Here is a 26,090-nt window from a genome sequence, read left to right as displayed (position 1 = left end):
TGATTAAATTTGAAGGCGCAAAGATAAGGCTATTTATGCTAGTAAACAAACTTCTGATGTACTTATATGTAGGTATTATACAGTTCAAATATTGAACCTATCAAAACCTCAGAATTTACAAACACTCACGTAAAATCAGTTAGAAACCAAGAAAACTATTCATAACCCTGTAACATAATTTGAGACAGGATTCTCCTTTCTTTGCACATAACTATTTTTGATATAAGTAGTTTTTTTATAGATTTGAAAACCAGAACTTAACAAAAGGATAGCAAACTTTCTGATACCATGTCAATACTAAATAAATACATTTGGGTAGTCGATACCCTGCATCAAGCAGGCGAACGCGGTATATCTTTAAAAGAACTGAATGAAAAGTGGGTACGCAATGAAACCTTAAGCTGTGGTGAACCCATTCCACGCCAAACATTCGACCGCTGGAAAGGAAATATTTTGGACTTACTGGGCGTAATCATAGAATGTCATACCAAAGGCGGTTACCGATATTACATTGAAAATCCAGAGATTTTATCTGACTGCAAACTGAGCCGATGGTTGCTTGACACTTATAGCACTGTCAATGCCCTATCAAAGCATGCCTCATTGTACAACCGCATTTTAGTAGAGGAAATCCCTTCGAACAGAGACTTCCTGGCATTTATCATCAATGCCATGAAAGACAATACGGTCGTAGTCCTCACCTATAAAAATTTCATCACCGAAAAAGAACTCTCATTCCCCATCTGCCCCTATTGCCTAAAGATGTTTCAGAAACGATGGTACACACTGGCTTTGAGCGTCCATGAAAACAAGTTGCGTATTTATGCTCTTGACCGAATTGTGAATGCACAACTTACAGAGCAACATTTCAATCTACCCAAAGATTTTGATGCAAAGGAATACTTCTCCTCTTATTTCGGCATAGTACTCGATGAAACGGTAAAAGAGCAACGAATTATACTACGCGCCTACAAACCACATCAGAATTATCTTCGAACTCTGCCACTCCATCCTTCGCAAAAAGAAATATACACATGCGATACCTATGCAGACTATGAACTTTCTCTTCGCCCTACCTACGACTTTGCCATGGAATTACTTCATGCCGGAGCATTGGTCGAGGTGCTGGAACCTGAATCCTTACGGAAACAGATGTACAGTTGGGTGAAAGACTTATGGAATATGTATAAGAACATATAACTCTTAAAAAACTAAAAGTATGAAAAAAGAAGAATTAGAACTCCGTAAAGCATTTTATAACTTAGAAAAGCAGTACCGTCCTTATTTTGATGTGTTAACAGAGAATCAAGACATATATCCAGAATACACTGGTGCAATTACCATTGACGGATATCTCAATTATAAACCTGATATACTATTCTTAGGTTATAATCCTGCGCATGGAAAATATCGCGACTGGAATAAAGATGGAGCTCATCTTGTATATACGGGAGAAAGGCCATTCGGATTTTTCGAGTTAGGAAATGCACGTAAAAATAGACGACAATGGTGGGAAACCAATCAAGCCAGAGGAAATTCTTTTCCAGCTAATATTATAGATTTCTTATATCAATATGTGGCAGAATTAGGCATTGATTCTGAATATCAAACATTCAAAAGGCCCAAATGGAGTAATGATATCGAATCAAAAATAATGGCTATAAATATCTATCCTATTGCAACCAAATCGAGTCAAGAGTTAAAGAATCTTTTCAAAAAGATGATAAATAACAAAGCTATTCCTGAAATTAAATCATGTGAAGAAGAATGGGATATTCGAAAAATCTTCATTCATCAAATACAGGATTTTATAGCAGATTTTATCAAACCCAAAGCCATACTATGTATTGGAACCCAAACTATTTCAGATTATACCTGGGGAAAGTTTCAAAAAAAAGAAGGAGGTATTATGATATCCCCCAATTATCCAAATATGATAGGAATAAGTAGAAGTGGAACATGGAATACTCGGGCAAAAATAGCAGCTAAATTAATAGCTGATATAGTAAAGCAGTACAACTGATAATTCTTTGATATCTACAAGTATCTAATCAATAAAATCGGCTCAACCCTCCATCAACGAGGATTGAGCCGTTTTCTTAAAGGCAAAGCCTCACCCCATCTTTTCACAAACGAGATGCGAAGCATTCATCTTCGATTTGTCGAACTTGGTAGAATACTTGGTGTTGAATGCTTTTGCAATCGTTTCCTGATATTGAGGCTGTCCGATAGGAGGCGTTGTAGATTGCGTACTAAGTTCGATGTACATACCTTTCGTCAGCACCATGTCTTTACCCCAATTCCAATTGTTTCTTGCTGAAATTTTCCAGAGTGGCATAATTGTAAGTTTTTAAGTGTTAATACTAATATTGTCTGATTGGCAACGACAAAAATAAGAACGAGCTGTCTCATTCCCTGTTACAAGTCGAAAAATACAGTTTCCCTAAACATGTCACAAAAAATGAGACTGCTACAATGAACATTTGCCCCATAACTATTAACGAAATCGCAATTATGACAAATCAAACAGTGAAATCGGATTTTCTTCATCAAACAATCGAAGAAGAAGCTTGGAAAGAAGTATCAGAAGATTTTCCGTGGACAGAGGCATTATTGGAAAAATTCCAAAATGAAGTAAATTGGAATCGCATTTCCTACAATAACAACATTGTATGGACAACATCCATGCTTGAAATGTTTAAAAGCCGCATCAATTGGAATGTATTTTCATACTGTAGCAACAAAACGGTTTTCACTCCCGAAAACCTTGAAATCTATAAAGACTATTGGGATTGGAACTGTCTTTCCGATTCTCAGGAAATAGAATTCAGTTATGAGATTATAGACAAGTTCGTTGACAAATGGAACTGGAAAAAACTCATCAACAATTATCATGCCAGCGAATGTGTCCCTTTCAACAAACAGTTCCTCAACTATTACAACCAATATGTCCCCATATTATTTCTGCATGAATCCTGTCTGTGGGATTGCATTATCAAACAACGTACCAAAGAGCTGATCCCAACCATTATTCGTCAACAATAACATTTAAGGGAAAAGGATACTATCAAAAAAGAAATCCTGAAGCAAAATCCTAAAAAAAAATCGTTTCTTTGCAACCTTGCCGGGGGGATGTTCCGTCTAAACAGACAAAGAACCAAAGAAACTAAAAACAAACGAATATGAAACGCATCCTTTTACTTCTGGGCCTGATGGCCGCCATTTGCTTAGGAATACAAGCTGAAAACCGCACCGTGACCGATAGCGTAAACGGAAAGAAACGCGTCATCGAACTGACGGACACCATGATAAACGGACAACGGACTACCGACACACTGAGTATCACCATCTATGAAGGTAGCAGCACCTACAGCGACGACGAACCTTACCAACACCATAACAGTAGCAGCGGCCTGCAATGGGTAGGCTTTAACTTCGGCGACGAAGCGCCCGAAACTATCATTGCCATGACTGCCATTATCTTCGTGTTCGGCCTGCCGGCACTGCTCATTTTCATCATCTTCTATTTCCGCTACAAGAATCGGAAAGCCAAATACCGCCTGGCCGAACAAGCACTGGCCAGCGGACAACAACTACCTCCCGATTTCTTCAAAGAGGTTGAAAACCGTGACTTGCGCAGCCGTGGCATCAAAAACATCTTCCTCGGCATCGGACTGTTCATCTTCCTGTGGGCTCTGACAGGCGAATTCGGCCTGGGCTGCATCGGTTTGCTTATCATGTTTACAGGTTTCGGACAGGTAGTCATCTACTATACCCAACCCGAACGTAACAACGGTGCCCCTTTCATCCGAATGGAACGCGAAGGGAAATATACCAAAAAAGAAAATGATTCTGACGCCCAAAACGAAACACAACGATGAACCAACTCAACGACTTATCGCTGATTGCGCAGGTCGTAGTGTTTCATAATAACAGGGCCTTCGACCAGTTGGTCAGGAAATACCAGTCGGCCGTCCGACGGTTTTTCCTGAACCAGACTTGCGGCGACAGCGAATTGAGCGACGACCTGGCGCAGGAAACCTTCATACGGGCCTACACCAATCTGGCTTCGTTCCGCAACCTGTCCAGCTTCTCTACCTGGCTCTACCGTATTGCTTACAACCAATATTATGACTATCTTCGCAGTCGGAAAGAGACAGACGACCTGGACACTATGCGGGTAGATGCCCAATGCAGCACCCGACAGCCAGACACTGGCCTGAAGACAGACCTGCACCGCGCACTCGCTACACTGAAAGACATAGAACGTACCTGCATCACCCTGTTCTACCTGGAGGACCAGAGTATCGAAAAGATAGCAGGAATCACCGGATGCCCCACGGGAACCGTAAAAAGCCACCTTTCGAGGGCCAAGGAAAAGATGGCAACTTACTTAAAGCAAAATGGTTATGACGGAAAATAATGATAAACTACTGGAAAACTTCTTCGCCGAAAACCGGCAGGAAGTAGCCGACAACGGCTTCAGCAGACGAGTGATGCACCACCTGCCCAACCGGAACAGCCGTCTGGCACGCCTGTGGACGGCTGGCGGATTTACGCTGGCTGCCGTACTGTTTGTCCTGATGGATGGTCTGCAATTGGTATGGGACACTTTGCGCGAAACATTCACCACAACCGTAGCCAACGGCATGGAACAGGCCGACCCACGTTCGATAGCGATAGCCTTGGGCGTTCTTTTGTTCCTGATGTACCGCAAAATAGCTTCGCTGGCTTGAATAAACGTTTTTTCGTAAAGGAAAAACATTTTTATCGATGATATGTTATATCTTTGCCCACTTAAAAAACTAAAATGGCAAAGAAAGTTTTAATACATATCACCGTCAGCCTGACTATGTTCCTGCTTCTGTTTGCAGGGTATGTGCATGCACAAAGCACCAGCGACAGCATCGTCATGAACCGGCTGAAACAAATGGGAGCCCCATTGACCTATAACAACAAAGTGGAATTGCTGATGAACGGTCACGACAAGTTCACCGACCTGTTCGAAGCCATTCGCGGCGCCCGACATCACATCCATCTGGAATATTTCAACTTCCGCAACGACTCCATCGCCAACGCCCTGTTCGACCTGTTGGCCCAGAAAGCGGCCGAAGGCGTGGAAGTGCGTGCCCTGTTCGATGCTTTTGGTAACTGGTCGAACAGCAGCCCGCTGAAGAAAAAACATTTGGAAGCCATCCGCAAACGAGGCATCGAAATCATAAAGTTCGACCCCATCACCTTCCCTTGGTTCAATCATGCCGCCCACCGCGACCATCGGAAAATCGTAGTGATCGATGGGAAGATTGGCTACACGGGAGGCATGAACATAGCCGACTATTACATCAAAGGTTTACCCAAGATAGGCGAATGGCACGACATACATGCACGCATCGACGGCGATGCAGTCCGCTACCTGCAGGGCATCTTCCTGACCATGTGGAACCGCGAAACCGGACAACACATCGGCGGACCGGAATACTTTCCGGACACGCCCCAGCTGCCGGACAGCATTGCCGAAGAAATCATGATTGTAGACCGTACGCCGCGTGAAACACCGCGCTCCATCAGCCGAGCGTACGCCACTTCCATACGTGCGGCCGACAGCCTGATCCGGATTGTAAATCCTTACTTCGTACCCACCAAATCCATTCGTGAAGCCCTCAAATACGCCCTGAAAAAAGGAACACAGGTCGAGATTATGGTGCCCAAAGTATCCGACGTGCCGTTTACGCCCGAAGCGGCCTTCTACATCCTGCACAAACTGATGAAGCGGGGAGCCAAAGTATATCTGTTCAACGGCGGTTTCCATCACTCCAAAGTTATGATGGTGGACGACAGCTTCTGTACCGTAGGTACGGCCAACCTGAACAGCCGCAGCCTGCGCTACGACTACGAAACCAATGCTTTTATCTTCGACCCCGAAACGACAGCTGAACTGACCGAGATGTTCGAACATGACAAAGGACGCAGCACACTGCTGACTCCCGAAGTGTGGAAAGAACGTTCGGCATGGAAAAAGTTCGTGGGATGGTTCGGCAACCTGTTTACGCCGTTCCTCTGACCTGTCTGTACGCTGTTTGTGGGACACTTGCACGGCTCGCGAACAACACAAGTGTCGAACAAATGGATTGCAAGTGTGGCTCACGAGCCGTGCAAGTATCCCACAAAGCCCCTCCTGAAAGCCCACTAAGTTTTTTAAAGTCGGCAGTACCGATTTATCACCAAAAGAATTAACTTTGCAACGGCCTTGTTTCTGAAGACGGAATAGGTTCGGTATAGAAATAGCAGAAATACAGCTATTTACAGGACCAATAAACGTCTGAAAGAAAGGGTTGGAATCTCTCTATCAGTAACTATATCCTTGCAATGAAACAATATTTAGACCTACTCAACCGCATACTGACCGAAGGCGTCGAGAAAAGCGATCGTACCGGAACAGGTACCATCAGCGTGTTCGGACATCAGATGCGTTTCAATCTGGAAGACGGTTTTCCCTGTCTGACAACCAAAAAACTGCACCTGAAATCCATCATTTACGAACTGCTCTGGTTCCTGCGGGGCGACACCAACGTGAAGTACCTGCAAGACCATGGTGTGCGCATCTGGAACGAATGGGCCGACGCTGACGGCGATCTGGGACACATCTACGGCTATCAATGGCGTTCTTGGCCCGACTATCAAGGTGGCTTCATCGACCAGATCAGCGAAGCGGTAGAGACCATCAAGCACAATCCTGACTCGCGCCGCATCATCGTAAGCGCCTGGAACGTAGGCGACCTCAACAACATGAACCTGCCTCCCTGTCACGCCTTCTTCCAATTCTACGTGGCCAACGGGCGGTTGAGCCTGCAACTGTATCAACGCAGTGCCGACACCTTTCTGGGGGTTCCGTTCAACATCGCCTCGTATGCCCTGCTACTACAGATGATGGCACAAGTGACCGGCCTGAAAGCAGGCGACTTTATCCACACACTGGGCGATGCACACATCTACCTGAACCATTTGGAGCAGGTAAAGCTGCAACTGACGCGCGAACCACGTCCACTGCCGCAGATGCGCATCAATCCGGATATAAAAAACATCTTCGACTTCCAGTACGAGGACTTCGAACTGGTGAACTACGACCCGCATCCGCACATTGCCGGAAAAGTATCTGTATAACCCTGAAACAAACCTAAGATATATGATCAGCATCATCGCCGCCGTCGACCGCCGCATGGCCATCGGCTACCAGAACAAACTGCTGTTCTGGCTGCCCAACGACCTGAAACGTTTCAAAGCACTGACCACCGGACACACCATCGTCATGGGACGTAAAACTTTTGAGTCGCTGCCCAAAGGCGCGTTGCCCAACCGGCGGAACATCGTCCTGTCGTCCAACGCCGCCACCGTATGTCCTGGTGCCGAAGTGTTCACCAGCTTGCAGGAGGCGCTGGAACATTGCAGCAGCGATGAAGACATCTACATCATTGGCGGCGAAAGCGTCTACCGTCAGGCTCTTCCGCTGGCCGACCGCCTGTGCCTGACCGAAATAGACGACGAGGCACCACAGGCCGATGCCTATTTCCCTACCGTCGATCCCGCCGTATGGAAAGAAAAAAGCAGGGAGTCTCATCCTGCCGATGAAAAACATCCCTGCCCTTATGCCTTTGCCGACTACGTAAAGAAGTAGCCCATCCCTGTCAAGCCGCACAATCAAGCGTCCAGCTCGTCATCCTCGCCTTCCACCACAATCGGCATCTGGCGCTTGATGGCTTCGTGGAACGAAATCAGCGTTTCGGTCCGAGCCAACCCCAGCGGTTGCAACTTGTCGTGGATAATACTCAGCAAGTGGTGATTGTTGCGGGCATACAACTTGATGAACATGTCGTACTTACCTGTCGTAAAGTGGCACTCCACAATTTCAGGAATGGCCTCCAATGCCTTTGTCACGGCATCGAACGAAGCAGGATCTTTCAGATAAATGCCGATATAGGCACAAGTCTCGTACCCGATTTTCTCCGGATCAATCACAAATTCCGAGCCTTTCAGTATGCCCAGATTAGTCAGCTTCTGAATGCGCTGATGGATGGCAGCACCCGACACGTTACAGGCACGGGCTACTTCCAGAAAAGGTATACGCGCATTGTCAGCAATCAGTTTCAAGATCTGTTCGTCTAAAGTATCCAATTGATGATGTCCCATTTTCGATTCAAATGATTAATAAGTAACTTACTTTATTCCCGTGTTCACACACGGCTTTTGTGCAAAGTTAGTCATTTTTTTCTCGTTTTCTATCCGATTTATAACTTTTATGACAAAGAAAGAAATAAAATTGCAGATGCAAAACAAAGCACGTATCTTTGTGGATATAAATAAATGCGAACGAATATGAGAAAAATTGGATTGTTCCTGATAGGTTTGTGCATGTCTGCGGCTGCATCTGCACAAAACTTCAACGACTATTTTGCCGACAAGACGCTTCGGCTGGACTACATCTTTACCGGAAACGCAACCCGACAGGAAATCTGCCTGGACGAACTCTGCTCCCTGCCCGGATGGGCCGGACGGAAACACCATCTGGACGAATTGCCCCTGGAAGGAAACGGACAAGTGGTCGTAAAAGACCAGCAAAGCGGAAAAGCCATCTACAAGACATCTTTCTCATCACTTTTTCAGGAATGGCTGGAGACTGACGAAGCACAGCAGACGGTAAAGGGATTCGAAAATACTTTCCTGATTCCCTACCCGCTCCGTCCGGTTGAAGTAGAAATTACGCTGTTCGACCTGCGCCGCAACGTACAGGCAAAGCTGAAGCACATCGTCAATCCCGACGACATCCTGATTCACCACAAAGGACAGTCGCACATCACCCCGCACAAATATCTGCTGCAAAGCGGCAGCGCCGAACAGTGCATTGACGTAGCTATCCTGGCCGAAGGATATACACCCGACGAAATAGAAACCTTCTATCAGGACGCCGACATCGCCTGCGAAAGCCTGTTTGCCCACGAACCGTTCAAAAGTCTGAAGTCGCGTTTCAACATCGTAGCCGTTGCCAGCCCTTCGCAAGACAGCGGCGTAAGTATTCCCCGTTTGGGCGAATGGAAGCACACGGCATTCAGCTCACACTTCAGCACGTTCTATTCGGACAGATACCTGACCACCTCGCGCGTAAAATCCATCCACGACGCACTGGCCGGCATCCCTTACGAACACATCATCATCCTGGCCAATACCGAAGAGTATGGCGGCGGAGGCATCTACAATTCGTACACACTGACAACTGCCCATCATCCGCAATTCCGTCCTGTAGTGGTACACGAATTCGGCCATAGCTTTGCCGGGCTGGGCGACGAATACTTCTACGATGACGATGTCATGTCGGGCATGTATCCGCTGGACATCGAACCGTGGGAACAAAACATCACTACCCGCGTCGACTTTGCCTCCAAGTGGGAAGATATACTGGCTCCGGGCACACCGGTTCCTACGCCGACAGAGCAAAGCGAGACTTATCCCGTAGGCGTATACGAAGGCGGAGGCTATTCTTCGAAAGGCGTTTACCGTCCGGCCGACGACTGCCGCATGCGTACCAACAGTTATCCAACTTTCTGCCGCGTATGTCAGCGTGCCATCCAACGGATGATTGATTTCTATACCAAATAATCACCTTTAACCCATATTTCTATGATTACATTCGAACGTATCACCGACTCACGCTCTCCGCATTATCAGTACATGGAGCAACTGCTAGTGGCGTCTTTCCCAACAGACGAATACCGCGCTTTAGAAGAAGAACGGGAATATACCGACTCAAAAGAGATCTTTTATAACAACATTATATTGAACGACGGCGCCCCCATCGGACTTATCACTTACTGGGATTTCGGACAGTTTTATTATGTAGAGCACTTTGCCATCGATCCTGCGCAACGAAATGGTGGCTACGGCAAAACGGTACTAAACAAACTTTGCGAGGAACTGCACCGTCCCATCGTACTGGAAGTAGAAACACCTGTAGAAGAAATGGCCAAACGGCGCATCGGATTCTATCAGAGACAAGGATTCAGCTTATGGGAAAAGGAGTACCTGCAACCTCCTTACAAAGCGGGTGACATGTACCTGCCCATGCACCTTATGGTATACGGTAATCTGGAATGTGAAAAATCTTTTGATGAAATAAAGAATCTTATCTATCGGGAAGTATACAACGTGAAATAAGAATACTTACCCCCATTTTTCTCCCCAGTTAGGAAAAAATATTTTCCTAACTGGGGAATTTTATTTTCCTAACTGGGAAAAAATCCGGCCCCAGTTCCGAAGATTTTTCCAAGTATATTTCAAGGTGTTTTGAGTCGTTAATTATTTCCTTCCTAAGCCATAAGTCAACGAGTAGATGCAGCCGCTAACTATTCACTCGACAAGCCGTCAGTTAACCACTCAGCATACCGTAAGCAGTACTCTATCATCATGACGATACAGGAGGACAAACTGATCACTTGAAAACGAGAGGATATAGCAAAAAAGAGGCCGGATCAATAAGACCCGGCCTCTCTTTTTATAATTCACCGATTAACAATTACTGACGTGGTTGTGCAGAATAGTTAATCTTCAATGCATAAGCTTTACGAAGAGCTTCCTTGATATCGGTTACGATACCCATCTTGGTATCCTGATCGACCTTCAAAGAAACGGTCATCAAAGGCTGATCAGATTCTTTCATACTGGCACGTTCACCAATAATATAATCCTGAATCTCAGAAACCTCTGCATAACTATCATTCAACTGGATACGGCTCTCATTACCTAATTTCTTACGGAACTCGGCAGTAGGCTTTCCTACATAGATGAACGTAACCAATGATTTCTTCTCCAGTTTTTCCAATTCTGTACCTTGCGGAACCTTAAACTCAACCTTTAATGTTACTTCACGCATTGTTGTTACAATCATAAAGAAGAACAACAGTGAGAAGATAAGGTCAGGCAGAGAAGAAGTGTTCAACGCAGGCATTCCGCGTTTACCAGATTTATTAAATTTTCCCATTACTTCTTTTCTCCGTACTTTTTAGGTTCTGCCTCAGAAATCATCTGAGGATAAATTTTACGAATTGCTTCTTGCTGTACTTCATCCAGATCAGCATAATTCTTACCCCATTTTTCCTGAGCTAGTTCGTCACGCAATTCATTGTATGCAGCAACCAACTCATTCTGAACAGCGATATATGCCTTGTAAGAAGTACCACGGTCACAACGCAAAGATATTACATGCTTCTCTGTTACTTGAACAGTTCCGAAGAACGGTACTTCTACCGCATATTTTTCCGGAAGCTTTTCATCATTGTTCGGATTAGCAATGAATTCCTTAGCTCTATCACGCAGTTGATCTACGTTAATATAGTCTTCACCACACATCAACTGGTCTTGTAAGTTCAAGAAGACTTGCAATACATTACGCTCCTTCAACTTGATATCATCTTTCTGTTGGTTTTCCTCGGGTGGTGGCGGCAAACGTCTTGCCAATCCACGGTCAGTATCCATAGAAGTAGTAATCAAGAAGAAGATGAGCAACAAGAAAGCCATGTCCGCCGTTGAACTGGAGTTGATTTCAGGTGTGCTTCTTTTTCCTTTTGCCATCTTATTCTTCTCCTAAATTATTTAAGTTTCTTCGAAATTCCAAAACCTACAATTAACAGGATGAGTACACCCATCATAATATAAGTGGAATACAAGAACATATCAGTGATCTTCAACCAAAACGGTACGTTCTCTGTACCTTCATAACCCGGTATTACCAAGGGAACATCACTGCCTACCGAATAAGTCACAACCAACAGCAGAACAATCATGATAAGTCCCAACAAAGATCTAATTGCCGTTTTAGGAGAATCAACCAACTTAGATCCAAACTGGAAGATAGCAGCTACTATCGTAATGAATACAGTAACAGCGAGCAAAATATACATCCAGTAAATCAATGCATCTGTCTGTGCAGGTTCCGACATGGAAGTATCTGCGACTAACCGTTGGGATACAGGAGTTTCCCCTCCGAAGAAGAAGAGTCCCAGTATTACCACCGTAATGAGAAGCATTACCAATAATACAGAACCTGAAACTTTTTGAATTCTAATTTTCATATCGCAGATATATTATTATTTTTTGTACTTCAGGTCATATTTAATGAGCATATCCAAAAGCGTAATAGAAGAATCTTCCATTTCGCTGGTCAAAGCTTCAATCTTAGTCAGGATATAGTTGTAGAATACCTGCAGAATCAAAGCAACGATCAAACCGAAGATAGTAGTAATCAAGGCCACTTTCATACCACCTGCTACAACCGTCGGAGAGATATCACCTACTTGTTGGATCTTATCGAATGCCTGCACCATACCGATTACAGTACCCAAGAATCCCAATGACGGAGCCATCGCAATGAACAATGTGATCCAAGAGCAACCTTTTTCCAGGTAACCAGCTTGTACACCACCATAAGAAACAACAGACTTCTCAACAACATCAATACCTTGGTCAAGTCTCAGCAGACCTTGATAATAGATAGATGCGATAGGACCTCTTGTGTTACGAGCGATGTCTTTAGCAGCTTCTACATCACCTTTTTCCAAAGCAGCTTCGATAGCAGCCAAGAACTTCTTTGTGTTAATTTCAGCCAAGCTCAGATAAATGATACGTTCGATGCAGAATGCAAGACCGATAACCAATGCAATAGCAACGAAACTCATGAAGAATGCAGAACCTTCGATGAATTTTGTTTTCAATTCCTTGTGGATACCACCTTCAGTAGCTTCTACAGCCGCAGGAGCAGCGGCTTCAGCGGGAGCTGCTTCAACAGCCGGAGCAGCTTGTTCGGTTTGTTCAGCTGCAGGAGCATCTTGAGCCTGAGCAAGTTGAGTTGAGCCAAATGTTAAGACTCCCATCACAGCAACAATTGCAAATAACTTTTTCATTGTGTGTCTAAATTTTAAGATTAATTAATTAATTTATTTTATTATATTTATTTGTTTCACAATTAATCAAAATCTGCGGAGAGACGGGGATTCGAACCCCGGATACCCTTTAGGGGTATACACGCTTTCCAGGCGTGCCTCTTCAACCACTCGAGCATCTCTCCTAATCAATGCCCCTTATAAATCGGGTGCAAATTACAAAAAAAATGCGAATAATCTGCGTTTTCAGCTACAAATGTATTCTTTTTTTCGTTCTTCCGGTGCATTCTCCCCGTTTTATATTGAATAATATCTCAAAATTAATAAACTTTAAAACCTTCGGAACGTTATTTGAGCATTCCAAACACTTTTAAGGCATTTTCAGAAGTCACCAACGAAACCTCTTCCGGCGTCTTGCCGTACACTTGGGCAACTTTGGTAAGCGTATCTCTGACATAAGCACTCTCATTTCTTTTTCCCCTATTGGGAACCGGAGTAAGGTAAGGGGAATCCGTTTCCAGTACCACACGTTCCAAAGGAATCTGAGCTAACACACCAGGCAATGTCGATTTCTTAAAAGTAACCACTCCATTAATCCCTAAACAGAACCCTTGAAACTCAAGAAGGCGTTCCGCTTCTTCTTGCGTTCCCGTAAAACTATGAAAGATGCCAGTTAAAGGCGTAGCTTTGTAATCTGCTAATACCTTATATATATAATCAAAAGCTTCACGACAATGAATCACGATAGGCAGGCCGTATTCCAATGCCCATTCAACCTGTTGCCTGAACACAACCTCCTGTTCTTTTACGAAGGTCTTGTCCCAATAAAGATCCATACCGATCTCGCCAATTGCCACAAACGAATTAGGTTCTTTCAGATAACGGCATACAACTTCCAATTCCTGAAGATAATCATCCTTCACCGAAGTCGGATGAAGCCCCATCATCGGATAACACAAATCTTTATAAGCAGCGCAAACCTGCAACAGCGGCTCAACGGTGGTACTGTCTATATTGGGCATAAAGATATGAGTTACCCCTGCCTGCCGGGCACGTTCCATTACTTCAGGCAAATCTTCCGAAAATTCTTCCAGAAACAAATGCGAATGCGAATCTACCAACTTTATCATCTTACTTACTTTATCTGCTTTTCACCGGTACGGTAATAATAGACCAGCCCATAACTTCTGCACAGGTCCAGTCTCTTTTCATTTGGACTAACCGCCTCGAACTTACGTTCAACCTGATTCCAAATATCCAAAATCAGTTCATCTGCCTCGGCACGCATTGAAGAGAGTGCTTCGAGACTCCGAGCCGTAGCCTCCTGATACTCCTTCTGCCGTTCACCACTGTCCATAAAAATATCATAGTGTACCTTTACCTTAGCAATAGTCGGATTATAAATCGGCGTTCCTCCTTGAGACAGACGACGAGTTTCTCCGTCTATGATTTTTCGCCCCCATGACGCCAGTTGAGTTTCGGATGACAAATCGGGCACATTACAACTTTGTGGTTCCAAGCCATAATATTCTTTATGCGATGAACGGATTTCCGAACGTATTACCGCTAAATTCAACACCTGAATGAAATGTGAAACATACAAACGAGCCATTTTTACATTAGATTGGTGTTTCTGACCAGCCTTTGCCTGCCTCGCAAAGCATTCGGTATAGTAACGCTGTGCCGCCTCAAACTTCACAAGAAACCGCCTGGCCGCCGACAACGACTTCCAGGATATGGCCATCGCATCACCGTTGCACATATCCGCCTTCGTTATGACAGCTTTCAAAGCCCTGATTCTGGCCTGGTCAGTATTCGGTAGTCTTCGGTAAGGCATTACATCTGTTTAAACCTATCAGACTTCACGATGCATCAGTTCGTTCATCATCGTTTCCAGTTCCTGCTTGTTTTCTGCAGGAACATTCACCCGGTTCAGACTTTCCGACGCCCGTTTGCTGTACTCCACAATTCTATTTTCACACAAAGCCTTCACCCCAATCTCGTTATACAAACGGGTTACAGCAGCAATTTTCTCCTGCGGATCGAAAGTCTCACGGGTAAACCAATCGCTCAATAAAGCTTCCTGCTCGGTATTGGCATGTTCAAAAGCCTTTATAACCAGATAAGTCTTCTTATTGCACAGGATATCACCTCCGATGTTCTTTCCAAATCGAAGCGGATCGCCATAAACGTCCAGCAAATCATCCTTCAGTTGGAATGCCAGTCCTAGATTTACGCCAAAATCATATAAAGCGTCCGCATCTTCCTTCGAAGCACCTCCTAAAATAGCTCCGATTTTCAAACTGGCAGCCAGCAGAACCGATGTTTTCAAACGAATCATTTCAATATATTCATCTTCCTTCACATCCTTACGCTGTTCGAACTCCATATCCAACTGCTGTCCTTCACATATTTCCAAAGCGGTCAGACTGAACAAATCCATCACGTCCTTCAACTTTTCGGAAGCGCATTGCGTCATAAACTGATAGGCCAACACCAGCATGGCATCGCCCGAGAGAATGGCTACATTATCATTCCACACCTTATGCACGGTTGCCTTACCCCGTCGCATGTCTGCGCGATCCATCAGATCGTCATGCAACAAAGTATAGTTATGATACACCTCAATACCCGTAGCAGGTTGCAAAATCGACTTAACATCTTCCCTGTACAGATTATAAGCCATCAGCATCAAGACGGGACGGATTCTTTTTCCACCAAGCGATAAAACATAAGAAACAGGATCATACAGTCCTTTGGGAGTACGGGTAAATTGCAATCCGGCAATATGCCCCTTTACAATATCAAGTAGCTCTGAAGCCGTAAACATAGTAAATAGATCTTTTTTATCTTGAAAGAAGAGAGAACAAAAAGAGGCTGCTTAAAGCAGCCTCTTCTTTTTTTATATAAACTTTATTACTGCAATCTAAACATTACAGGCACTGTGTATTTTACACGTACGGGTTTACCACGTTGCATACCCGGTTTCCACTTCGGCATAGTACCGATCACACGGAGTGCTTCTTTGTCCAGATAGGGGTCAACACCTCTCAATACTTTTGCGTCTACAATACTACCGTCCTTGTTAACCACGAACTGTACTGTAACACGACCCTGAGTACCATTTTCCTGTGCGATAGTCGGATACTTGATGTTCTTGCTCAAGTACTGCATCAAACCAGCCATACCACCATCAGGAAATTCCGGCATCTGTTCTACAACCTCGAAGATTGTTTGTTCTTCCGGTTCTTCCTCTTCTACAGCAACAGGCACGTACTTGATTTCTACAGCCTGGCCAGTTTCCTCAGAAGAAGCAATTGTAGTTTCTTCTACATCAGCATCGTCCTCCACAATCGTCAAGGTCTCAGCAATAGACGGAGCCTCGGGAGGAGGAGGCGCAACAACTTCCGGTTGTTCGGTGATAGGAATTTCAATTTCCTCTTCAAATACAACATCGGTTACAGCTTGGCTTGTATCGATCTTCACATCGCGTTTCGTCCATTCGAACGCAACGAACATAAAGGCAAGCACGATTACGTAACCGACAAGCAGCCATGTAGACTTTTTGTTCTCCAAGTCTGCCTTAGGTGTCTTTTTAATTTCCATAATCTATAATAATAATTTTAGTGTTTCTCATTTGGGGCAAATATAGCACTTTTCCTACGAATGTTCACGCTTGGCTGTGTTTTTTTACACAATAGACCTTGCATTTTTATTTTTTTAATCCTTAAAAGGGCTTTATCTGCTTTTGTGCTACAAAAGTAACGAGATATTTTAAAAATACCCGTATCTTTGGCAGGATTTTTAAACGAAATGTCGAAAAACATTCTGATTAAAGCCAAAATCGAAATACACCTTATTATATATACACTCTTATGAGAAAGATTACAATTGCCATCGACGGATTCTCTTCTTGCGGGAAAAGTACCATGGCCAAAGACCTGGCCCGTGAGATAGGTTACATTTATATCGATAGTGGAGCCATGTACCGTGCCGTGACTTTATACAGCATCGAAAACGGAATCTTCCACGGGGACGAAATCGACAAGGAAAAACTGAAAGCACAGCTTGGCGACATACATATCAGTTTCAGGCTGAACGCCGAGACCGGACGCCCCGATACCTATCTGAACGGAGTGAACGTAGAAAACAAAATCCGGACCATGGAAGTATCGGCCAAAGTAAGCCCGATCGCCACCCTTGATTTTGTTCGTGAAGCAATGGTAGCACAACAGCAGGCAATGGGAAAAGAAAAAGGAATTGTAATGGACGGACGCGACATCGGTACTACCGTATTTCCGGATGCCGAACTCAAAGTGTTTGTTACCGCTTCGCCCGAAATACGCGCTCAACGCCGCTACAATGAGTTAAAAGCCAAAGGAGAAGCTGCCAGTTTCGACGAGATACTGGAGAACGTAAAGCAAAGAGACTACATCGACCAGCACAGAGAGGTAAGCCCGCTGAAAAAGGCCGAAGACGCTTTATTGCTGGACAACAGCCACCTGTCACTGACACAGCAAAAAGAATGGCTGAAGGAACAGTTCGAACGGATTACCAAAGCTTGAACAGGCAGACAGGAGGACAAAGATATGGTGAAAGTAGAAATAGATGAAGGATCCGGATTCTGCTTCGGAGTAGTAACCGCCATCCGCAAAGCCGAAGAAGAACTGGCCAATGGAGGAACTCTTTATTGCTTGGGCGACATCGTGCACAACAGCCGCGAAGTAGAACGGCTGGAAAACATGGGACTGACAACCATCAACCACGAGGAATTCAGACAACTGAAAAATGCCAAAGTACTGCTTCGTGCCCACGGTGAGCCACCCGAGACATACGAAATAGCCAGACGCAACAATATCGAAATCATTGATGCAACCTGCCCCGTAGTCCTCCAGCTGCAGAAAAGAATCAAGCAGGAATTCATGGCAGAGGAAAGCAGTGACAAACAAATCGTCATCTACGGCAAGAACGGACATGCCGAAGTGCTTGGACTTGTTGGGCAGACCAACGGAAAAGCCATCGTCATTGAAAAACTGGAAGAGGCTCAGCGACTGGATCTCACCAAAGACATCCGGCTTTATTCGCAAACGACCAAATCGCTCGATGAATTCCGACGTATTGTAGAATATATCAAGGTACACATCTCCCCCGGTGTTTCTTTCGAATACTACGATACAATCTGCCGCCAGGTAGCCAACCGCATCCCCAACATCCGGAAATTTGCCTCTTCGCACGATCTGATATTTTTCGTCAGCGGCAAGAAAAGTTCGAACGGGAAAATGCTCTTTGCCGAATGCCAGAAAGTCAACCCAAATTCACATCTGATAGACAACGCGGCTGAGATAGACAACAATCTGCTCACAGGCGCCTCCTCCATCGGTATATGTGGAGCGACTTCTACTCCCAAATGGCTGATGGAAGAAATATCGGATGCCATAAAAGAAAGACTAACAAGCCAGAAATAGTCCTTTTCAGGAATTAGAAATTAACGTAAATTATCAGTCACGCCCTTGGGTTTTTCGTATCTTTGTGGCGAATTATTAACTTAAAAAAAGATTGTTATGGGAACAATTAAGTGCATCGGAATCTTGACTTCCGGAGGAGATGCTCCGGGAATGAACGCAGCCATCCGTGCTGTGACACGTGCAGCCATCTACAACGGACTTCAAGTAAAAGGTATATATAGAGGTTACAAAGGACTGGTGACCGGCGAGATTAAGGAATTCAGAAGCCAGAATGTCAGCAACATCATCCAGTTGGGAGGAACCATCCTGAAAACGGCACGTTGTAAGGAATTCACTACTCCCGAAGGCCGTCAGCTGGCTTACGACAATATGAAGAAAGAAGGCATCGATGCACTCGTCATCATCGGCGGTGATGGTTCGCTGACTGGTGCACGTATCTTCGCTCAGGAATTCGACGTTCCGTGTATCGGACTGCCGGGTACCATCGATAACGACCTTTATGGTACAGATACTACCATCGGATATGACACCGCCCTGAACACTATTCTGGACGCTGTCGACAAAATCCGTGATACAGCGACCTCACACGAACGTTTGTTCTTTGTTGAAGTCATGGGACGTGATGCAGGCTTCCTGGCACTGAACGGCGCTATCGCTTCAGGAGCCGAAGCTGCCATTATCCCGGAATTCAGCACAGAAGTGGACCAATTGGAAGAATTCATCAAGAACGGTTTCCGCAAATCAAAGAACAGCAGTATCGTGCTGGTAGCTGAAAGCGAACTGACCGGAGGTGCCATGCACTATGCCGAACGTGTGAAAAACGAATACCCGCAATACGACGTACGCGTTACCATCCTCGGCCACTTGCAACGTGGTGGTAGCCCAACGGCACACGACCGTATCCTGGCCAGCCGTCTGGGTGCAGCAGCCATCGATGCCATCATGGAAGGCCAACGGAACGTCATGATAGGTATCGAGCACGACGAAGTGGTTTATGTCCCCTTCACCAAAGCCATCAAGAACGACAAGCCTATCCAAAAGGAACTGGTGAACGTTTTACGCGAACTTTCTATCTGATACACAAGATTACCAACCGGCATAGCCGGTCTATCATATAAAAGTACATGTGTGTCAAATGAAGGAGCCTCTTTCTTCATTTGGCACACACTTTTTTTGCCAGCTATCGACATCTTCTATGCCGCAGCTTACTTATTATAACCACTTCTCTACTACGATTTCCGTACGGTTCCACAGTTCTCCCATTTGCCAGTGGTGCAAATATTTATCTGACAAATGCTTCGGGCGACAACTTACATTCAGTGTACCAGTCCGTTGTCCGGCTTCCTCGTCCAACAGCAGACTGATAGCTGTAGCAGCTCCCTTACGGGGCGTACGGATAAACGGACGAAACAGAATATCTGTCAGCGGATCGAACCACATGTGCATCGTAATAATGTCTGTCGAAACAATACCCGGATCGGCAGCGTTTACCACAATGCCACGCTCCTTAACCTTGCGTGCCAAGTCGATGGTAAACAGCGTCAGCGCCAATTTGGTATTACTATAGATAGGAATACGCCAGAAGGCGCCCTTCTTGCCCCGCAGGAAGAAGTCGGGAAAATCAAGTTTCCCGATGGCATACGTACACGACACCATATTCACCACCCGGCTCCCCTCACCCATCAGCGGCAACAGCTTGCGCGTCAGAAGATAAGGTCCCACGTAATTGACGCTGACCGTACGCTCCAGTCCGTCGTTTGTAATGTGCAGGCCGGTTTCCATCGTTCCGGCATTGTTCATCAACAGTGAGATTCTTTCTCCCTGTTCCAGCAGGTGGTTGGCAAAAGCGGCTACCGACTCCAGCGAAGCCAGGTCAATACCCCGCACTTCAATGTCGGCATTGCCTGTTTCCTCAACCAGCATTCTGCGCCGCACTTCGGCTTTGGCCGGATTGTAGCAGGCCATTACTACCCGATAGCCCGCACGAGCTACGGCACGGGTGATTTCAGTCCCCATACCACCGTCGGCTCCTGTTATTACAGCCAGTTTCTTCTCCATACGCCTACCCTCTACTTTCGATGCGTTCAATCTCTTTCTTCAGGCAAGGCGGCAACTCTTCCTTCAGCCGTTGATGGCATGCCATGTCGATGCTGTACATACGGGCAATGCAGTAGTTGCTGTGCCGACACGAACAGCGGGCATTCTCTTCCGCCTTCATTCGATTCACAAAACCCGGTTCATTAAGTAGTGCGCGACCCATTTGCACAGCCTCGAAACCGCAATCCAGTACTTCGTCAATCTTCTGCCGGGCCACCAGTCCGCCTACATAGACCAAAGGCATGGTGAGCGCCTTGCGGAACTTCAAGGCATCTTCCAGGAAATAAGCCTCCTTGAAAGGAACGGTAGGAATCATCCATTTGCCTACCATACGTACTCCGTACTTCAGCCACCAGCAATCCATATAGTGGGTCATGGTACGGATGGGCATCTCGCCGCGCATCACGTACATAGGTGCCTTGCTCACAAAGCCACCGCTCAACACCAGCGCATGGGCACCGCTTTGCTGCAACCGCTGCGCCACCTGCAACGACTCGTCCAGCTCCATACCTCCACGGAAGCCGTCGCGCATATTCATCTTCACCAATACGGCCATGTCGTTGCCGGCTGCCTTCATTACCTCGTCCATCACCATATCCATGAAGCGCATGCGGTTTTCCAACGAACCGCCAAATTCATCTTTGCGATGATTGGTAGAGGGCGAAAGGAACTGACTGATAAGATAGCCATGCCCGGCGTGAACCTCCACAGCATCGAAGCCCGACTCACGCGCCAGATTCACAGCATGGCCGTAAGCACGAGCCATTTCCGGAAGTTCGTCGGCACGCAGGCCACGGACAAACGTAGGCGAATAAAGGTTGAAGCCGCTACTGGCTCCTACGGGCATACAGCCACAGATGCTTTTGTGTGACATGTTGCCGCAATGTCCTAACTGGATGCTGGCCGCAGCACCTTCGGCATGAACAGCATCAGTCAGACGGCGCAAGCCAGGCACAATCTCCGGACGCATCCACAACTGACGGTCGAAGGAAAGGCCGCTACGGGTAACGGCAGCATAAGCCACTGTCGTCATACCCACACCACCCGCGGCTACGGAGCGATGATAGTCGAGCAGCTGTTCCGAAGGCTTGTTGCCCGGACACATACTCTCGAAGGCCGCCGAGCGGATAGTACGGTTACGCAGCGTCAGCGGACCTATGGTTACAGGGGTAAACAGTTTTGAGTTCATTTATCTATGTTTCTTTAAGATTCAGATATAACATATTTTCCAACTGCGGACAACACGAGCGGATGCAGACCAGAGTTAATATATAAAAGGTATCACCCTCTTCCGCCGTCCTACCGCCTCATCGCCAAACTCCTCACGATAACGTTTGTGGATGGCATCGGCACGGGGCACCAGGTTGGCAAACGTCCACCAGACAAACACCCAGGCTGCCGGCGACGCGGTCAGTATGGCAAAGCCTGTCCATTCCACCAGTTCACCGAAGTAGTTGGCCGAAGTGACATAACGGTACAGACCACGGGCAGGCAGATAATGTTTCGTATCGCCCGGACGACGCAGATGACGGATGACATGATCGGAATGGAGGTTAATGCCCATGCCCACTACGAACAGCAACAATCCTGCCACGGCATGAGGTTCCAGGAAATAATCCAGCCCGCCGTTATAAAGTCCGTCCGGCGCAAAATAGAACAATCCGCCAGCCTGCATCATTCCGTTCAGCACATTGAACACAATGCCCATCACCATAATGGCCAGCGGCATGCGGCTTTTTCCTTTCATCAGGAAGGGGAAAATGAACGAACGCTGAAGGTAGTGAAGCTGAAACAACAGGAAAAACACATATACCGGCATGGAAAAGCCCACGCCACTACGCCCCCACAGCCAGAACATCACGACAAACACAGGCGCCTCCATCAGCATCCAGGCCAGCTTGTTGTTGATGGACAGTCCCCACGACGAGGTGCGGAACATACCGTAACCGGCCTTTACAAAATAGAGTGCCACAAACACAAACAGTGCCACGACACTCATCACTATCAGAAACAAGTGAAACTTTTCTACATCCATAACTGTCTCATTTATGCGTACAAATATAGTGAAAACTAAAACAATGGAATAAGTTTTATCCGAATTAAAATAAAGAATGACTACCTTTGCACTCATGAAACAGGAAAAAGAGACAAACAGCCCCAGCCTCCACCTGCAGCGTCAGCAATTGCTGTTGCGCATGGAGTACGAATACGAGAAGGAAGAGTTCCGCCGCCAGACCGAAACCATGGGCGTGGCACGCAAGGTGAAGCGTGGCCTGTGCTGGTTTCCCGCCACAGCCGGACGCAGCTACTACAACTCGCTCAACCAGCTGGTGCTGGAAGTGACACGCACCGAAGATACCGACATCGAGCACTCGTTCGAGTACGGACGCCCCGTCTGCTTCTTCCGCCAGACGGCGGACGGCAGCCTCAACTATTACAACTTCCAGGCCACCGTCAGCTATGCCGACGACACACGCATGGTAGTAGTCATGCCCGGCGCGGGTGCCATCCTCGACGTGCAGGGAGCCGACCGCCTGGGCGTGCAGCTCTACTTCGATGAAACCAGCTACCGCACCATGTTCGAGGCACTGAACGACGTTCTCCGGGCCAAAGGCAACCGCTTGGCCGAACTTCGCGACACACTGCTGGGCACTTTGAAGCCCGGCTTCCGCGAACTCTATCCCGTCCGCTTCCCTTGGCTGAACCGCACGCAGGAATCGGCCGTCAACAAGGTATTGTGTACCCGCGACGTGGCCATCGTACACGGCCCTCCCGGCACGGGTAAGACGACTACGCTGGTCGAAGCCATTTACGAAACGCTACACCGCGAACCGCAAGTGCTGGTGTGTGCTCAGAGCAACACGGCTGTCGATTGGATTTCGGAAAAGCTGGTGGACCGTGGTGTCAACGTACTGCGCATCGGCAATCCTACACGGGTCAACGACAAAATGCTGTCCTTCACCTACGAGCGTCGCTTCGAGTCTCACCCCTCATATCCCGAACTGTGGAGCATCCGCAAGGAGCTTCGCCAACTGCACGGCAAGTTACGACGCGGCACCTACGAAGAACGTGAAGGCGTACGCAGCCGCATCTCCCGCCTGCGCGACCGCGCCACAGCCTTAGAAGTGCAGATCAATGCCGACCTCTTCGACTCGGCTCACGTCATTGCCTCCACACTGGTCAGCAGCAACCACCGCGTGCTGTCGGGCCGCCGCTTCGGTACCCTCTTTATCGATGAGGCGGCACAGGCGCTCGAAGCCGCCTGCTGGATAGCCATCCGCAAGGCCGACCGCGTCATTCTGGCGGGCGACCACCAACAACTGCCGCCCACCATCAAGTGTTACGAAGCGGCACGCGGCGGATTAGAGCGCACGCTGATGGAAACCGTCGTTGCCCGCAAGCCCGACACGGTCTCCCTGCTCACCACACAATACCGCATGAACGAAGCCATCATGCGCTTCTCGTCCGACTGGTTCTACGACGGCCAACTGCAGGCCGACCCCAGCGTACGCCATCGCAGCATCCTCGACTGGGACACACCCATCTCGTGGATTGACACCTCAGAAATGGACTTCAAGGAAGAGTTCGTAGGCGAAAGTTTCGGCCGCATCAACCGGCAGGAAGCCGACCTGCTACTCAGCGAATTAGAGAAATACATCGCCCGCATCGGCGGACAGCGCATCCTGGACGAGCGCATCGACTTCGGCATCATATCGCCTTACAAGGCACAGGTGCAATACCTGCGCAGCAAGCTGCGTGGCAGTGCCGTCTTCCGCCCCTACCGCGACCTGATGAGCATCAACACCGTAGATGGTTTTCAGGGTCAGGAACGCGACGTCATCTTCATCAGCCTGGTCCGTGCCAACGAAGAAGGTCAGATAGGTTTCCTCTCCGACCTGCGCCGCATGAACGTAGCCATGACCCGTGCCCGCATGAAGTTGGTCATTTTGGGCGAAGCCGCCACACTGAGCCGGCATGCGTTCTACAGGAAGCTGCTGGAGTACATCAAGCAATAGTGTACCAATCAGCCAACAGTTATGTAAATACAGTGCAACAGTTACTGCACTGATAGTGCAGTAGGCTGTGCACTCACAGTGCAGAAGTTATTGCACTACAAGTGCAGTAACTGTTGCACTCGTAGCGTAGTAGTTAGTAGATGTCTTTACCCAATTGAACTATACGTATTTTAGTCTTACAAACAATGTCAACAGACAGTTTCCCAAGAACAGTTTCTGCCTAAATAGACAAAATGCACGTTTTTGCACGCTCGTTTTGTTGCTCAATACTTGCTATTTGCTCATATTTGCAACAAAAAAAATAAAACCATGAAAAAGAAACTACTAACACTCATTGCTTGCTGTGCACTGCTTGCAAGTTGCAGCTCCAACAAGAGCAACCAATCTGAGAAAGAAGAAACGTTAAAAGTCTCTACAGAAAAAGTAGAATTGACTGATTCGGCCTTTTTTGCCCAAACCCGTATCTTGCCGCTTGAAACGACCGACGCTTCCTTGATCCAGAGTATCAATGCCATCTGTATGGCTGGCGACACACTGTTTCTGCTGGACAACAGACAACAGAAAATCTTCATTTTCGACGGAAACGGAAAGTTTATCAATGCCATTCATGACATCGGCAACGGTCCGAAAGAATATGTTGCCCTGAGTGACATCAGCATACAAAACGGACTTCTGGCCGTCCTGTGCAACCGGCCTTATAAAATAATGTATTATTCCTACGACGGACAATTTGTCAAAGAGCAGAACGTCTCCGACTATTTCCGGAACTTTGCCACAACCGACCGCTATACTTACTATTATAGTACAGCCCCCTTGGGCAAACGTATTTTCAATATATATGATGAGCAAAACGGAACGGAAAAGCAGATACCTTTTCCCGACGGTAAATACATGGGGGCAGAAGCTCAGGAAGAGGGAACAATATATCGTGTAAGCGCCGGCAGGCAGGTCACCGAAGGGCACAGCGTACTGTTCACCTGGCCTTTTGACTATACCATTTACAAAGCCGACAACGGAGAAGTAAAAGCCCTGTACACAATCGATTTCGGTGAAAGGACACTGCCCAAGGAACTGCTTGAACAACCGATGAATGTTTTCGAGTTTACACAACTCTGCGCAAAGGAAGGATACGTCCACACCATTGAAGATATGGTCGAAAACGAAGACTACCTGATTTTCAAGACCAACCCGTGGATTTTCTTAATAGACAAACAGGAAAGAACCGTGAAGCCATGCAGCTTTATACGGGTAACGGAATTTATGGGCGGCGGAAGCAACGATTATCTTGCCGTCAAGGGGACAGACATGCTGGCCCAGTCCTATCCGCCCTTCCTATTCAAAGGACTGATGCGGAATGTGATTGCCCAAAACCTTCTGCCTCATAACGAACTGGCAGACCAATTTGCCCGCGTGTACAAAGAACTGAAAGACGAAGACAATCCGGTCCTGTTACTGTTCCAGTTGCCAAGGAAGTAAAAGGCCAAGACCAACCGAAATAGCCGCGAAGTTTCACCATATATCACTTATAATAAGCGCATTGCGTTGAAAGGTGAAACAAGAACTTTCGTTTTTTTGCGGATTTGCCGTCA

The 26,090-nt window shown here is 46.7% G+C and carries 29 protein-coding genes and 1 tRNA gene; 16 read left to right on the top strand and 14 right to left on the bottom strand.

The genetic code is table 11. The features are described from left to right. Positions 1–288 precede the first annotated feature (288 nt). Both Q3C19_RS13185 and Q3C19_RS13180 read left to right on the top strand, forming a co-directional pair. Positions 289–1,200: a YafY family protein gene (locus tag Q3C19_RS13185; protein WP_302729865.1), complete on the top strand. Its 912-nt coding sequence runs from the start codon at positions 289–291 to the stop codon at positions 1,198–1,200. 19 nt (positions 1,201–1,219) lie between these two features. After that, on the top strand, positions 1,220–2,023 hold the full coding sequence (locus Q3C19_RS13180; RefSeq protein WP_302729863.1) for a hypothetical protein: 804 nt from the start codon (positions 1,220–1,222) through the stop codon (positions 2,021–2,023). A gap of 90 nt (positions 2,024–2,113) precedes the next feature. On the opposite strand, the gene Q3C19_RS13175 is transcribed toward Q3C19_RS13180, so the two are convergent. Further along, positions 2,114–2,338, bottom strand: a complete 225-nt coding sequence (locus Q3C19_RS13175) for a hypothetical protein (RefSeq protein WP_302729861.1) — start codon at positions 2,336–2,338, stop codon at positions 2,114–2,116. A gap of 176 nt (positions 2,339–2,514) precedes the next feature. On the opposite strand from Q3C19_RS13175, the gene Q3C19_RS13170 reads away from it, so the two are divergent. The 7 genes from Q3C19_RS13170 (at position 2,515) to Q3C19_RS13140 (ending at position 7,672) form a co-directional block, all read left to right on the top strand. Further along, complete coding sequence (locus tag Q3C19_RS13170) at positions 2,515–3,045, top strand: hypothetical protein (protein ID WP_302729859.1); 531 nt, start codon at positions 2,515–2,517, stop codon at positions 3,043–3,045. Positions 3,046–3,182: 137 nt separating this feature from the next. After that, a complete protein-coding gene (locus tag Q3C19_RS13165; protein ID WP_302729857.1) occupies positions 3,183–3,881 on the top strand; it encodes a DUF6249 domain-containing protein in 699 nt (232 codons plus the stop codon). Further along, positions 3,878–4,423, top strand: coding sequence for an RNA polymerase sigma factor (locus Q3C19_RS13160; RefSeq protein WP_277122865.1), 546 nt, complete (start codon positions 3,878–3,880; stop codon positions 4,421–4,423). The genes Q3C19_RS13165 and Q3C19_RS13160 overlap by 4 nt, the downstream gene beginning before the upstream one ends. Continuing rightward, positions 4,410–4,736 carry a DUF5056 domain-containing protein gene (locus Q3C19_RS13155; RefSeq protein WP_277122863.1) on the top strand — a complete coding sequence of 109 codons (327 nt, stop codon included), beginning with the start codon at positions 4,410–4,412 and terminating at the stop codon, positions 4,734–4,736. The genes Q3C19_RS13160 and Q3C19_RS13155 overlap by 14 nt, the downstream gene beginning before the upstream one ends. A 116-nt stretch (positions 4,737–4,852) precedes the next feature. Beyond that, on the top strand, positions 4,853–6,061 hold the full coding sequence (gene cls, locus Q3C19_RS13150; protein ID WP_302729867.1) for a cardiolipin synthase: 1,209 nt from the start codon (positions 4,853–4,855) through the stop codon (positions 6,059–6,061). A gap of 305 nt (positions 6,062–6,366) precedes the next feature. Next, complete coding sequence (locus tag Q3C19_RS13145; protein ID WP_071148790.1) at positions 6,367–7,161, top strand: thymidylate synthase; 795 nt, start codon at positions 6,367–6,369, stop codon at positions 7,159–7,161. A 22-nt stretch (positions 7,162–7,183) separates the two neighbouring features. Further along, positions 7,184–7,672 carry a dihydrofolate reductase gene (locus Q3C19_RS13140; RefSeq protein WP_302729853.1) on the top strand — a complete coding sequence of 163 codons (489 nt, stop codon included), beginning with the start codon at positions 7,184–7,186 and terminating at the stop codon, positions 7,670–7,672. A 23-nt stretch (positions 7,673–7,695) separates the two neighbouring features. Here the strand turns inward: Q3C19_RS13140 and Q3C19_RS13135 are convergent, their stop codons facing one another. Continuing rightward, positions 7,696–8,184, bottom strand: a complete 489-nt coding sequence (locus Q3C19_RS13135) for an Lrp/AsnC family transcriptional regulator (protein ID WP_071148788.1) — start codon at positions 8,182–8,184, stop codon at positions 7,696–7,698. Between the two features lie 186 nt (positions 8,185–8,370). Between Q3C19_RS13135 and Q3C19_RS13130 the strand changes: the two genes are divergently transcribed. Together Q3C19_RS13130 and Q3C19_RS13125 are read left to right on the top strand one after the other, a co-directional pair. Beyond that, entirely contained in the window at positions 8,371–9,648 is a 1,278-nt protein-coding gene (locus Q3C19_RS13130) for an IgA Peptidase M64 (RefSeq protein WP_302729850.1), read from the top strand. Positions 9,649–9,669: 21 nt separating this feature from the next. Beyond that, positions 9,670–10,203: a GNAT family N-acetyltransferase gene (locus Q3C19_RS13125; RefSeq protein ID WP_302729848.1), complete on the top strand. Its 534-nt coding sequence runs from the start codon at positions 9,670–9,672 to the stop codon at positions 10,201–10,203. Positions 10,204–10,561: 358 nt separating this feature from the next. Here Q3C19_RS13125 and Q3C19_RS13120 read toward each other — a convergent pair whose 3' ends face one another. From Q3C19_RS13120 to Q3C19_RS13080, 9 genes are all read right to left on the bottom strand, one after another. Beyond that, complete coding sequence (locus Q3C19_RS13120; protein WP_071148786.1) at positions 10,562–11,026, bottom strand: biopolymer transporter ExbD; 465 nt, start codon at positions 11,024–11,026, stop codon at positions 10,562–10,564. Continuing rightward, positions 11,026–11,616, bottom strand: a complete 591-nt coding sequence (locus Q3C19_RS13115) for a biopolymer transporter ExbD (RefSeq protein WP_302729846.1) — start codon at positions 11,614–11,616, stop codon at positions 11,026–11,028. Before Q3C19_RS13115 ends, Q3C19_RS13120 begins: the two co-directional genes overlap by 1 nt. Before the next feature lie 17 nt (positions 11,617–11,633). Further along, positions 11,634–12,116, bottom strand: coding sequence for a hypothetical protein (locus tag Q3C19_RS13110; RefSeq protein WP_302729844.1), 483 nt, complete (start codon positions 12,114–12,116; stop codon positions 11,634–11,636). Between the two features lie 15 nt (positions 12,117–12,131). Beyond that, positions 12,132–12,944, bottom strand: coding sequence for a MotA/TolQ/ExbB proton channel family protein (locus Q3C19_RS13105; protein ID WP_022164429.1), 813 nt, complete (start codon positions 12,942–12,944; stop codon positions 12,132–12,134). Between the two features lie 76 nt (positions 12,945–13,020). Further along, positions 13,021–13,108, bottom strand: a tRNA-Ser gene (locus Q3C19_RS13100). A gap of 162 nt (positions 13,109–13,270) precedes the next feature. Next, the gene (locus Q3C19_RS13095) at positions 13,271–14,050 is read right to left on the bottom strand and encodes a TatD family hydrolase (protein ID WP_071149358.1); all 780 of its coding nucleotides are present in this window, start codon (positions 14,048–14,050) and stop codon (positions 13,271–13,273) included. 8 nt (positions 14,051–14,058) lie between these two features. Then, positions 14,059–14,760 (bottom strand): hypothetical protein, encoded by a 702-nt coding sequence (locus Q3C19_RS13090; protein WP_071148785.1) that lies wholly within the window; start codon positions 14,758–14,760, stop codon positions 14,059–14,061. A gap of 18 nt (positions 14,761–14,778) precedes the next feature. Further along, positions 14,779–15,753 (bottom strand): polyprenyl synthetase family protein, encoded by a 975-nt coding sequence (locus Q3C19_RS13085; protein WP_302729841.1) that lies wholly within the window; start codon positions 15,751–15,753, stop codon positions 14,779–14,781. An 86-nt stretch (positions 15,754–15,839) separates the two neighbouring features. Beyond that, entirely contained in the window at positions 15,840–16,529 is a 690-nt protein-coding gene (locus Q3C19_RS13080) for an energy transducer TonB (protein WP_071148783.1), read from the bottom strand. Positions 16,530–16,798: 269 nt separating this feature from the next. Between Q3C19_RS13080 and cmk the strand changes: the two genes are divergently transcribed. The 3 genes from cmk (at position 16,799) to pfkA (ending at position 19,465) form a co-directional block, all read left to right on the top strand. After that, complete coding sequence (gene cmk, locus Q3C19_RS13075) at positions 16,799–17,488, top strand: (d)CMP kinase (protein WP_071148782.1); 690 nt, start codon at positions 16,799–16,801, stop codon at positions 17,486–17,488. 24 nt (positions 17,489–17,512) lie between these two features. Further along, positions 17,513–18,388 carry a 4-hydroxy-3-methylbut-2-enyl diphosphate reductase gene (locus Q3C19_RS13070; RefSeq protein WP_071148781.1) on the top strand — a complete coding sequence of 292 codons (876 nt, stop codon included), beginning with the start codon at positions 17,513–17,515 and terminating at the stop codon, positions 18,386–18,388. Between the two features lie 96 nt (positions 18,389–18,484). Beyond that, positions 18,485–19,465, top strand: a complete 981-nt coding sequence (gene pfkA, locus Q3C19_RS13065; protein WP_022164438.1) for a 6-phosphofructokinase — start codon at positions 18,485–18,487, stop codon at positions 19,463–19,465. Between the two features lie 135 nt (positions 19,466–19,600). On the opposite strand, the gene Q3C19_RS13060 is transcribed toward pfkA, so the two are convergent. The 3 genes from Q3C19_RS13060 to Q3C19_RS13050 form a co-directional block, all read right to left on the bottom strand. Next, positions 19,601–20,446 carry an SDR family oxidoreductase gene (locus tag Q3C19_RS13060; protein ID WP_302729836.1) on the bottom strand — a complete coding sequence of 282 codons (846 nt, stop codon included), beginning with the start codon at positions 20,444–20,446 and terminating at the stop codon, positions 19,601–19,603. A 4-nt stretch (positions 20,447–20,450) separates the two neighbouring features. After that, complete coding sequence (locus Q3C19_RS13055; RefSeq protein WP_288912071.1) at positions 20,451–21,674, bottom strand: NADH:flavin oxidoreductase; 1,224 nt, start codon at positions 21,672–21,674, stop codon at positions 20,451–20,453. A 75-nt stretch (positions 21,675–21,749) separates the two neighbouring features. Beyond that, a complete protein-coding gene (locus Q3C19_RS13050; protein WP_302729833.1) occupies positions 21,750–22,520 on the bottom strand; it encodes a DUF1295 domain-containing protein in 771 nt (256 codons plus the stop codon). 76 nt (positions 22,521–22,596) lie between these two features. Here Q3C19_RS13050 and Q3C19_RS13045 point away from each other — a divergent pair, with 76 nt between their 5' ends. After that, a complete protein-coding gene (locus Q3C19_RS13045) occupies positions 22,597–24,501 on the top strand; it encodes an AAA domain-containing protein (protein ID WP_302729831.1) in 1,905 nt (634 codons plus the stop codon). 309 nt (positions 24,502–24,810) lie between these two features. After that, positions 24,811–25,977 (top strand): 6-bladed beta-propeller, encoded by a 1,167-nt coding sequence (locus Q3C19_RS13040; RefSeq protein ID WP_302729829.1) that lies wholly within the window; start codon positions 24,811–24,813, stop codon positions 25,975–25,977. The last annotated feature ends 113 nt before the right edge of the window (positions 25,978–26,090 follow it).

Source organism: Bacteroides sp. ET489, from assembly GCF_030518095.1.
Taxonomy (GTDB): domain Bacteria; phylum Bacteroidota; class Bacteroidia; order Bacteroidales; family Bacteroidaceae; genus Bacteroides; species Bacteroides ndongoniae.
Note: the sequence above shows the minus strand (reverse complement) of the source record. Positions and strands in the feature narration are given on the sequence as shown.

Coding starts and splice junctions, on each gene's coding strand:
- Q3C19_RS13055 (WP_288912071.1), bottom strand. CDS start 21,674: ATGAACTCAAAACTGTTTACCCCTGTAACCATAGGTCCGCTGACGCTG.
- Q3C19_RS13060 (WP_302729836.1), bottom strand. CDS start 20,446: ATGGAGAAGAAACTGGCTGTAATAACAGGAGCCGACGGTGGTATGGGG.
- Q3C19_RS13145 (WP_071148790.1), top strand. CDS start 6,367: ATGAAACAATATTTAGACCTACTCAACCGCATACTGACCGAAGGCGTC.
- Q3C19_RS13185 (WP_302729865.1), top strand. CDS start 289: ATGTCAATACTAAATAAATACATTTGGGTAGTCGATACCCTGCATCAA.
- Q3C19_RS13175 (WP_302729861.1), bottom strand. CDS start 2,338: ATGCCACTCTGGAAAATTTCAGCAAGAAACAATTGGAATTGGGGTAAA.
- Q3C19_RS13105 (WP_022164429.1), bottom strand. CDS start 12,944: ATGAAAAAGTTATTTGCAATTGTTGCTGTGATGGGAGTCTTAACATTT.
- Q3C19_RS13170 (WP_302729859.1), top strand. CDS start 2,515: ATGACAAATCAAACAGTGAAATCGGATTTTCTTCATCAAACAATCGAA.
- Q3C19_RS13045 (WP_302729831.1), top strand. CDS start 22,597: ATGACTACCTTTGCACTCATGAAACAGGAAAAAGAGACAAACAGCCCC.
- Q3C19_RS13135 (WP_071148788.1), bottom strand. CDS start 8,184: ATGGGACATCATCAATTGGATACTTTAGACGAACAGATCTTGAAACTG.
- Q3C19_RS13040 (WP_302729829.1), top strand. CDS start 24,811: ATGAAAAAGAAACTACTAACACTCATTGCTTGCTGTGCACTGCTTGCA.
- pfkA (WP_022164438.1), top strand. CDS start 18,485: ATGGGAACAATTAAGTGCATCGGAATCTTGACTTCCGGAGGAGATGCT.
- Q3C19_RS13050 (WP_302729833.1), bottom strand. CDS start 22,520: ATGGATGTAGAAAAGTTTCACTTGTTTCTGATAGTGATGAGTGTCGTG.
- Q3C19_RS13130 (WP_302729850.1), top strand. CDS start 8,371: ATGAGAAAAATTGGATTGTTCCTGATAGGTTTGTGCATGTCTGCGGCT.
- Q3C19_RS13155 (WP_277122863.1), top strand. CDS start 4,410: ATGACGGAAAATAATGATAAACTACTGGAAAACTTCTTCGCCGAAAAC.
- Q3C19_RS13115 (WP_302729846.1), bottom strand. CDS start 11,616: ATGGCAAAAGGAAAAAGAAGCACACCTGAAATCAACTCCAGTTCAACG.
- Q3C19_RS13090 (WP_071148785.1), bottom strand. CDS start 14,760: ATGCCTTACCGAAGACTACCGAATACTGACCAGGCCAGAATCAGGGCT.
- cmk (WP_071148782.1), top strand. CDS start 16,799: ATGAGAAAGATTACAATTGCCATCGACGGATTCTCTTCTTGCGGGAAA.
- Q3C19_RS13080 (WP_071148783.1), bottom strand. CDS start 16,529: ATGGAAATTAAAAAGACACCTAAGGCAGACTTGGAGAACAAAAAGTCT.
- Q3C19_RS13140 (WP_302729853.1), top strand. CDS start 7,184: ATGATCAGCATCATCGCCGCCGTCGACCGCCGCATGGCCATCGGCTAC.
- Q3C19_RS13070 (WP_071148781.1), top strand. CDS start 17,513: ATGGTGAAAGTAGAAATAGATGAAGGATCCGGATTCTGCTTCGGAGTA.
- Q3C19_RS13160 (WP_277122865.1), top strand. CDS start 3,878: ATGAACCAACTCAACGACTTATCGCTGATTGCGCAGGTCGTAGTGTTT.
- Q3C19_RS13180 (WP_302729863.1), top strand. CDS start 1,220: ATGAAAAAAGAAGAATTAGAACTCCGTAAAGCATTTTATAACTTAGAA.
- Q3C19_RS13110 (WP_302729844.1), bottom strand. CDS start 12,116: ATGAAAATTAGAATTCAAAAAGTTTCAGGTTCTGTATTATTGGTAATG.
- Q3C19_RS13165 (WP_302729857.1), top strand. CDS start 3,183: ATGAAACGCATCCTTTTACTTCTGGGCCTGATGGCCGCCATTTGCTTA.
- Q3C19_RS13120 (WP_071148786.1), bottom strand. CDS start 11,026: ATGGGAAAATTTAATAAATCTGGTAAACGCGGAATGCCTGCGTTGAAC.
- cls (WP_302729867.1), top strand. CDS start 4,853: ATGTTCCTGCTTCTGTTTGCAGGGTATGTGCATGCACAAAGCACCAGC.
- Q3C19_RS13085 (WP_302729841.1), bottom strand. CDS start 15,753: ATGTTTACGGCTTCAGAGCTACTTGATATTGTAAAGGGGCATATTGCC.
- Q3C19_RS13125 (WP_302729848.1), top strand. CDS start 9,670: ATGATTACATTCGAACGTATCACCGACTCACGCTCTCCGCATTATCAG.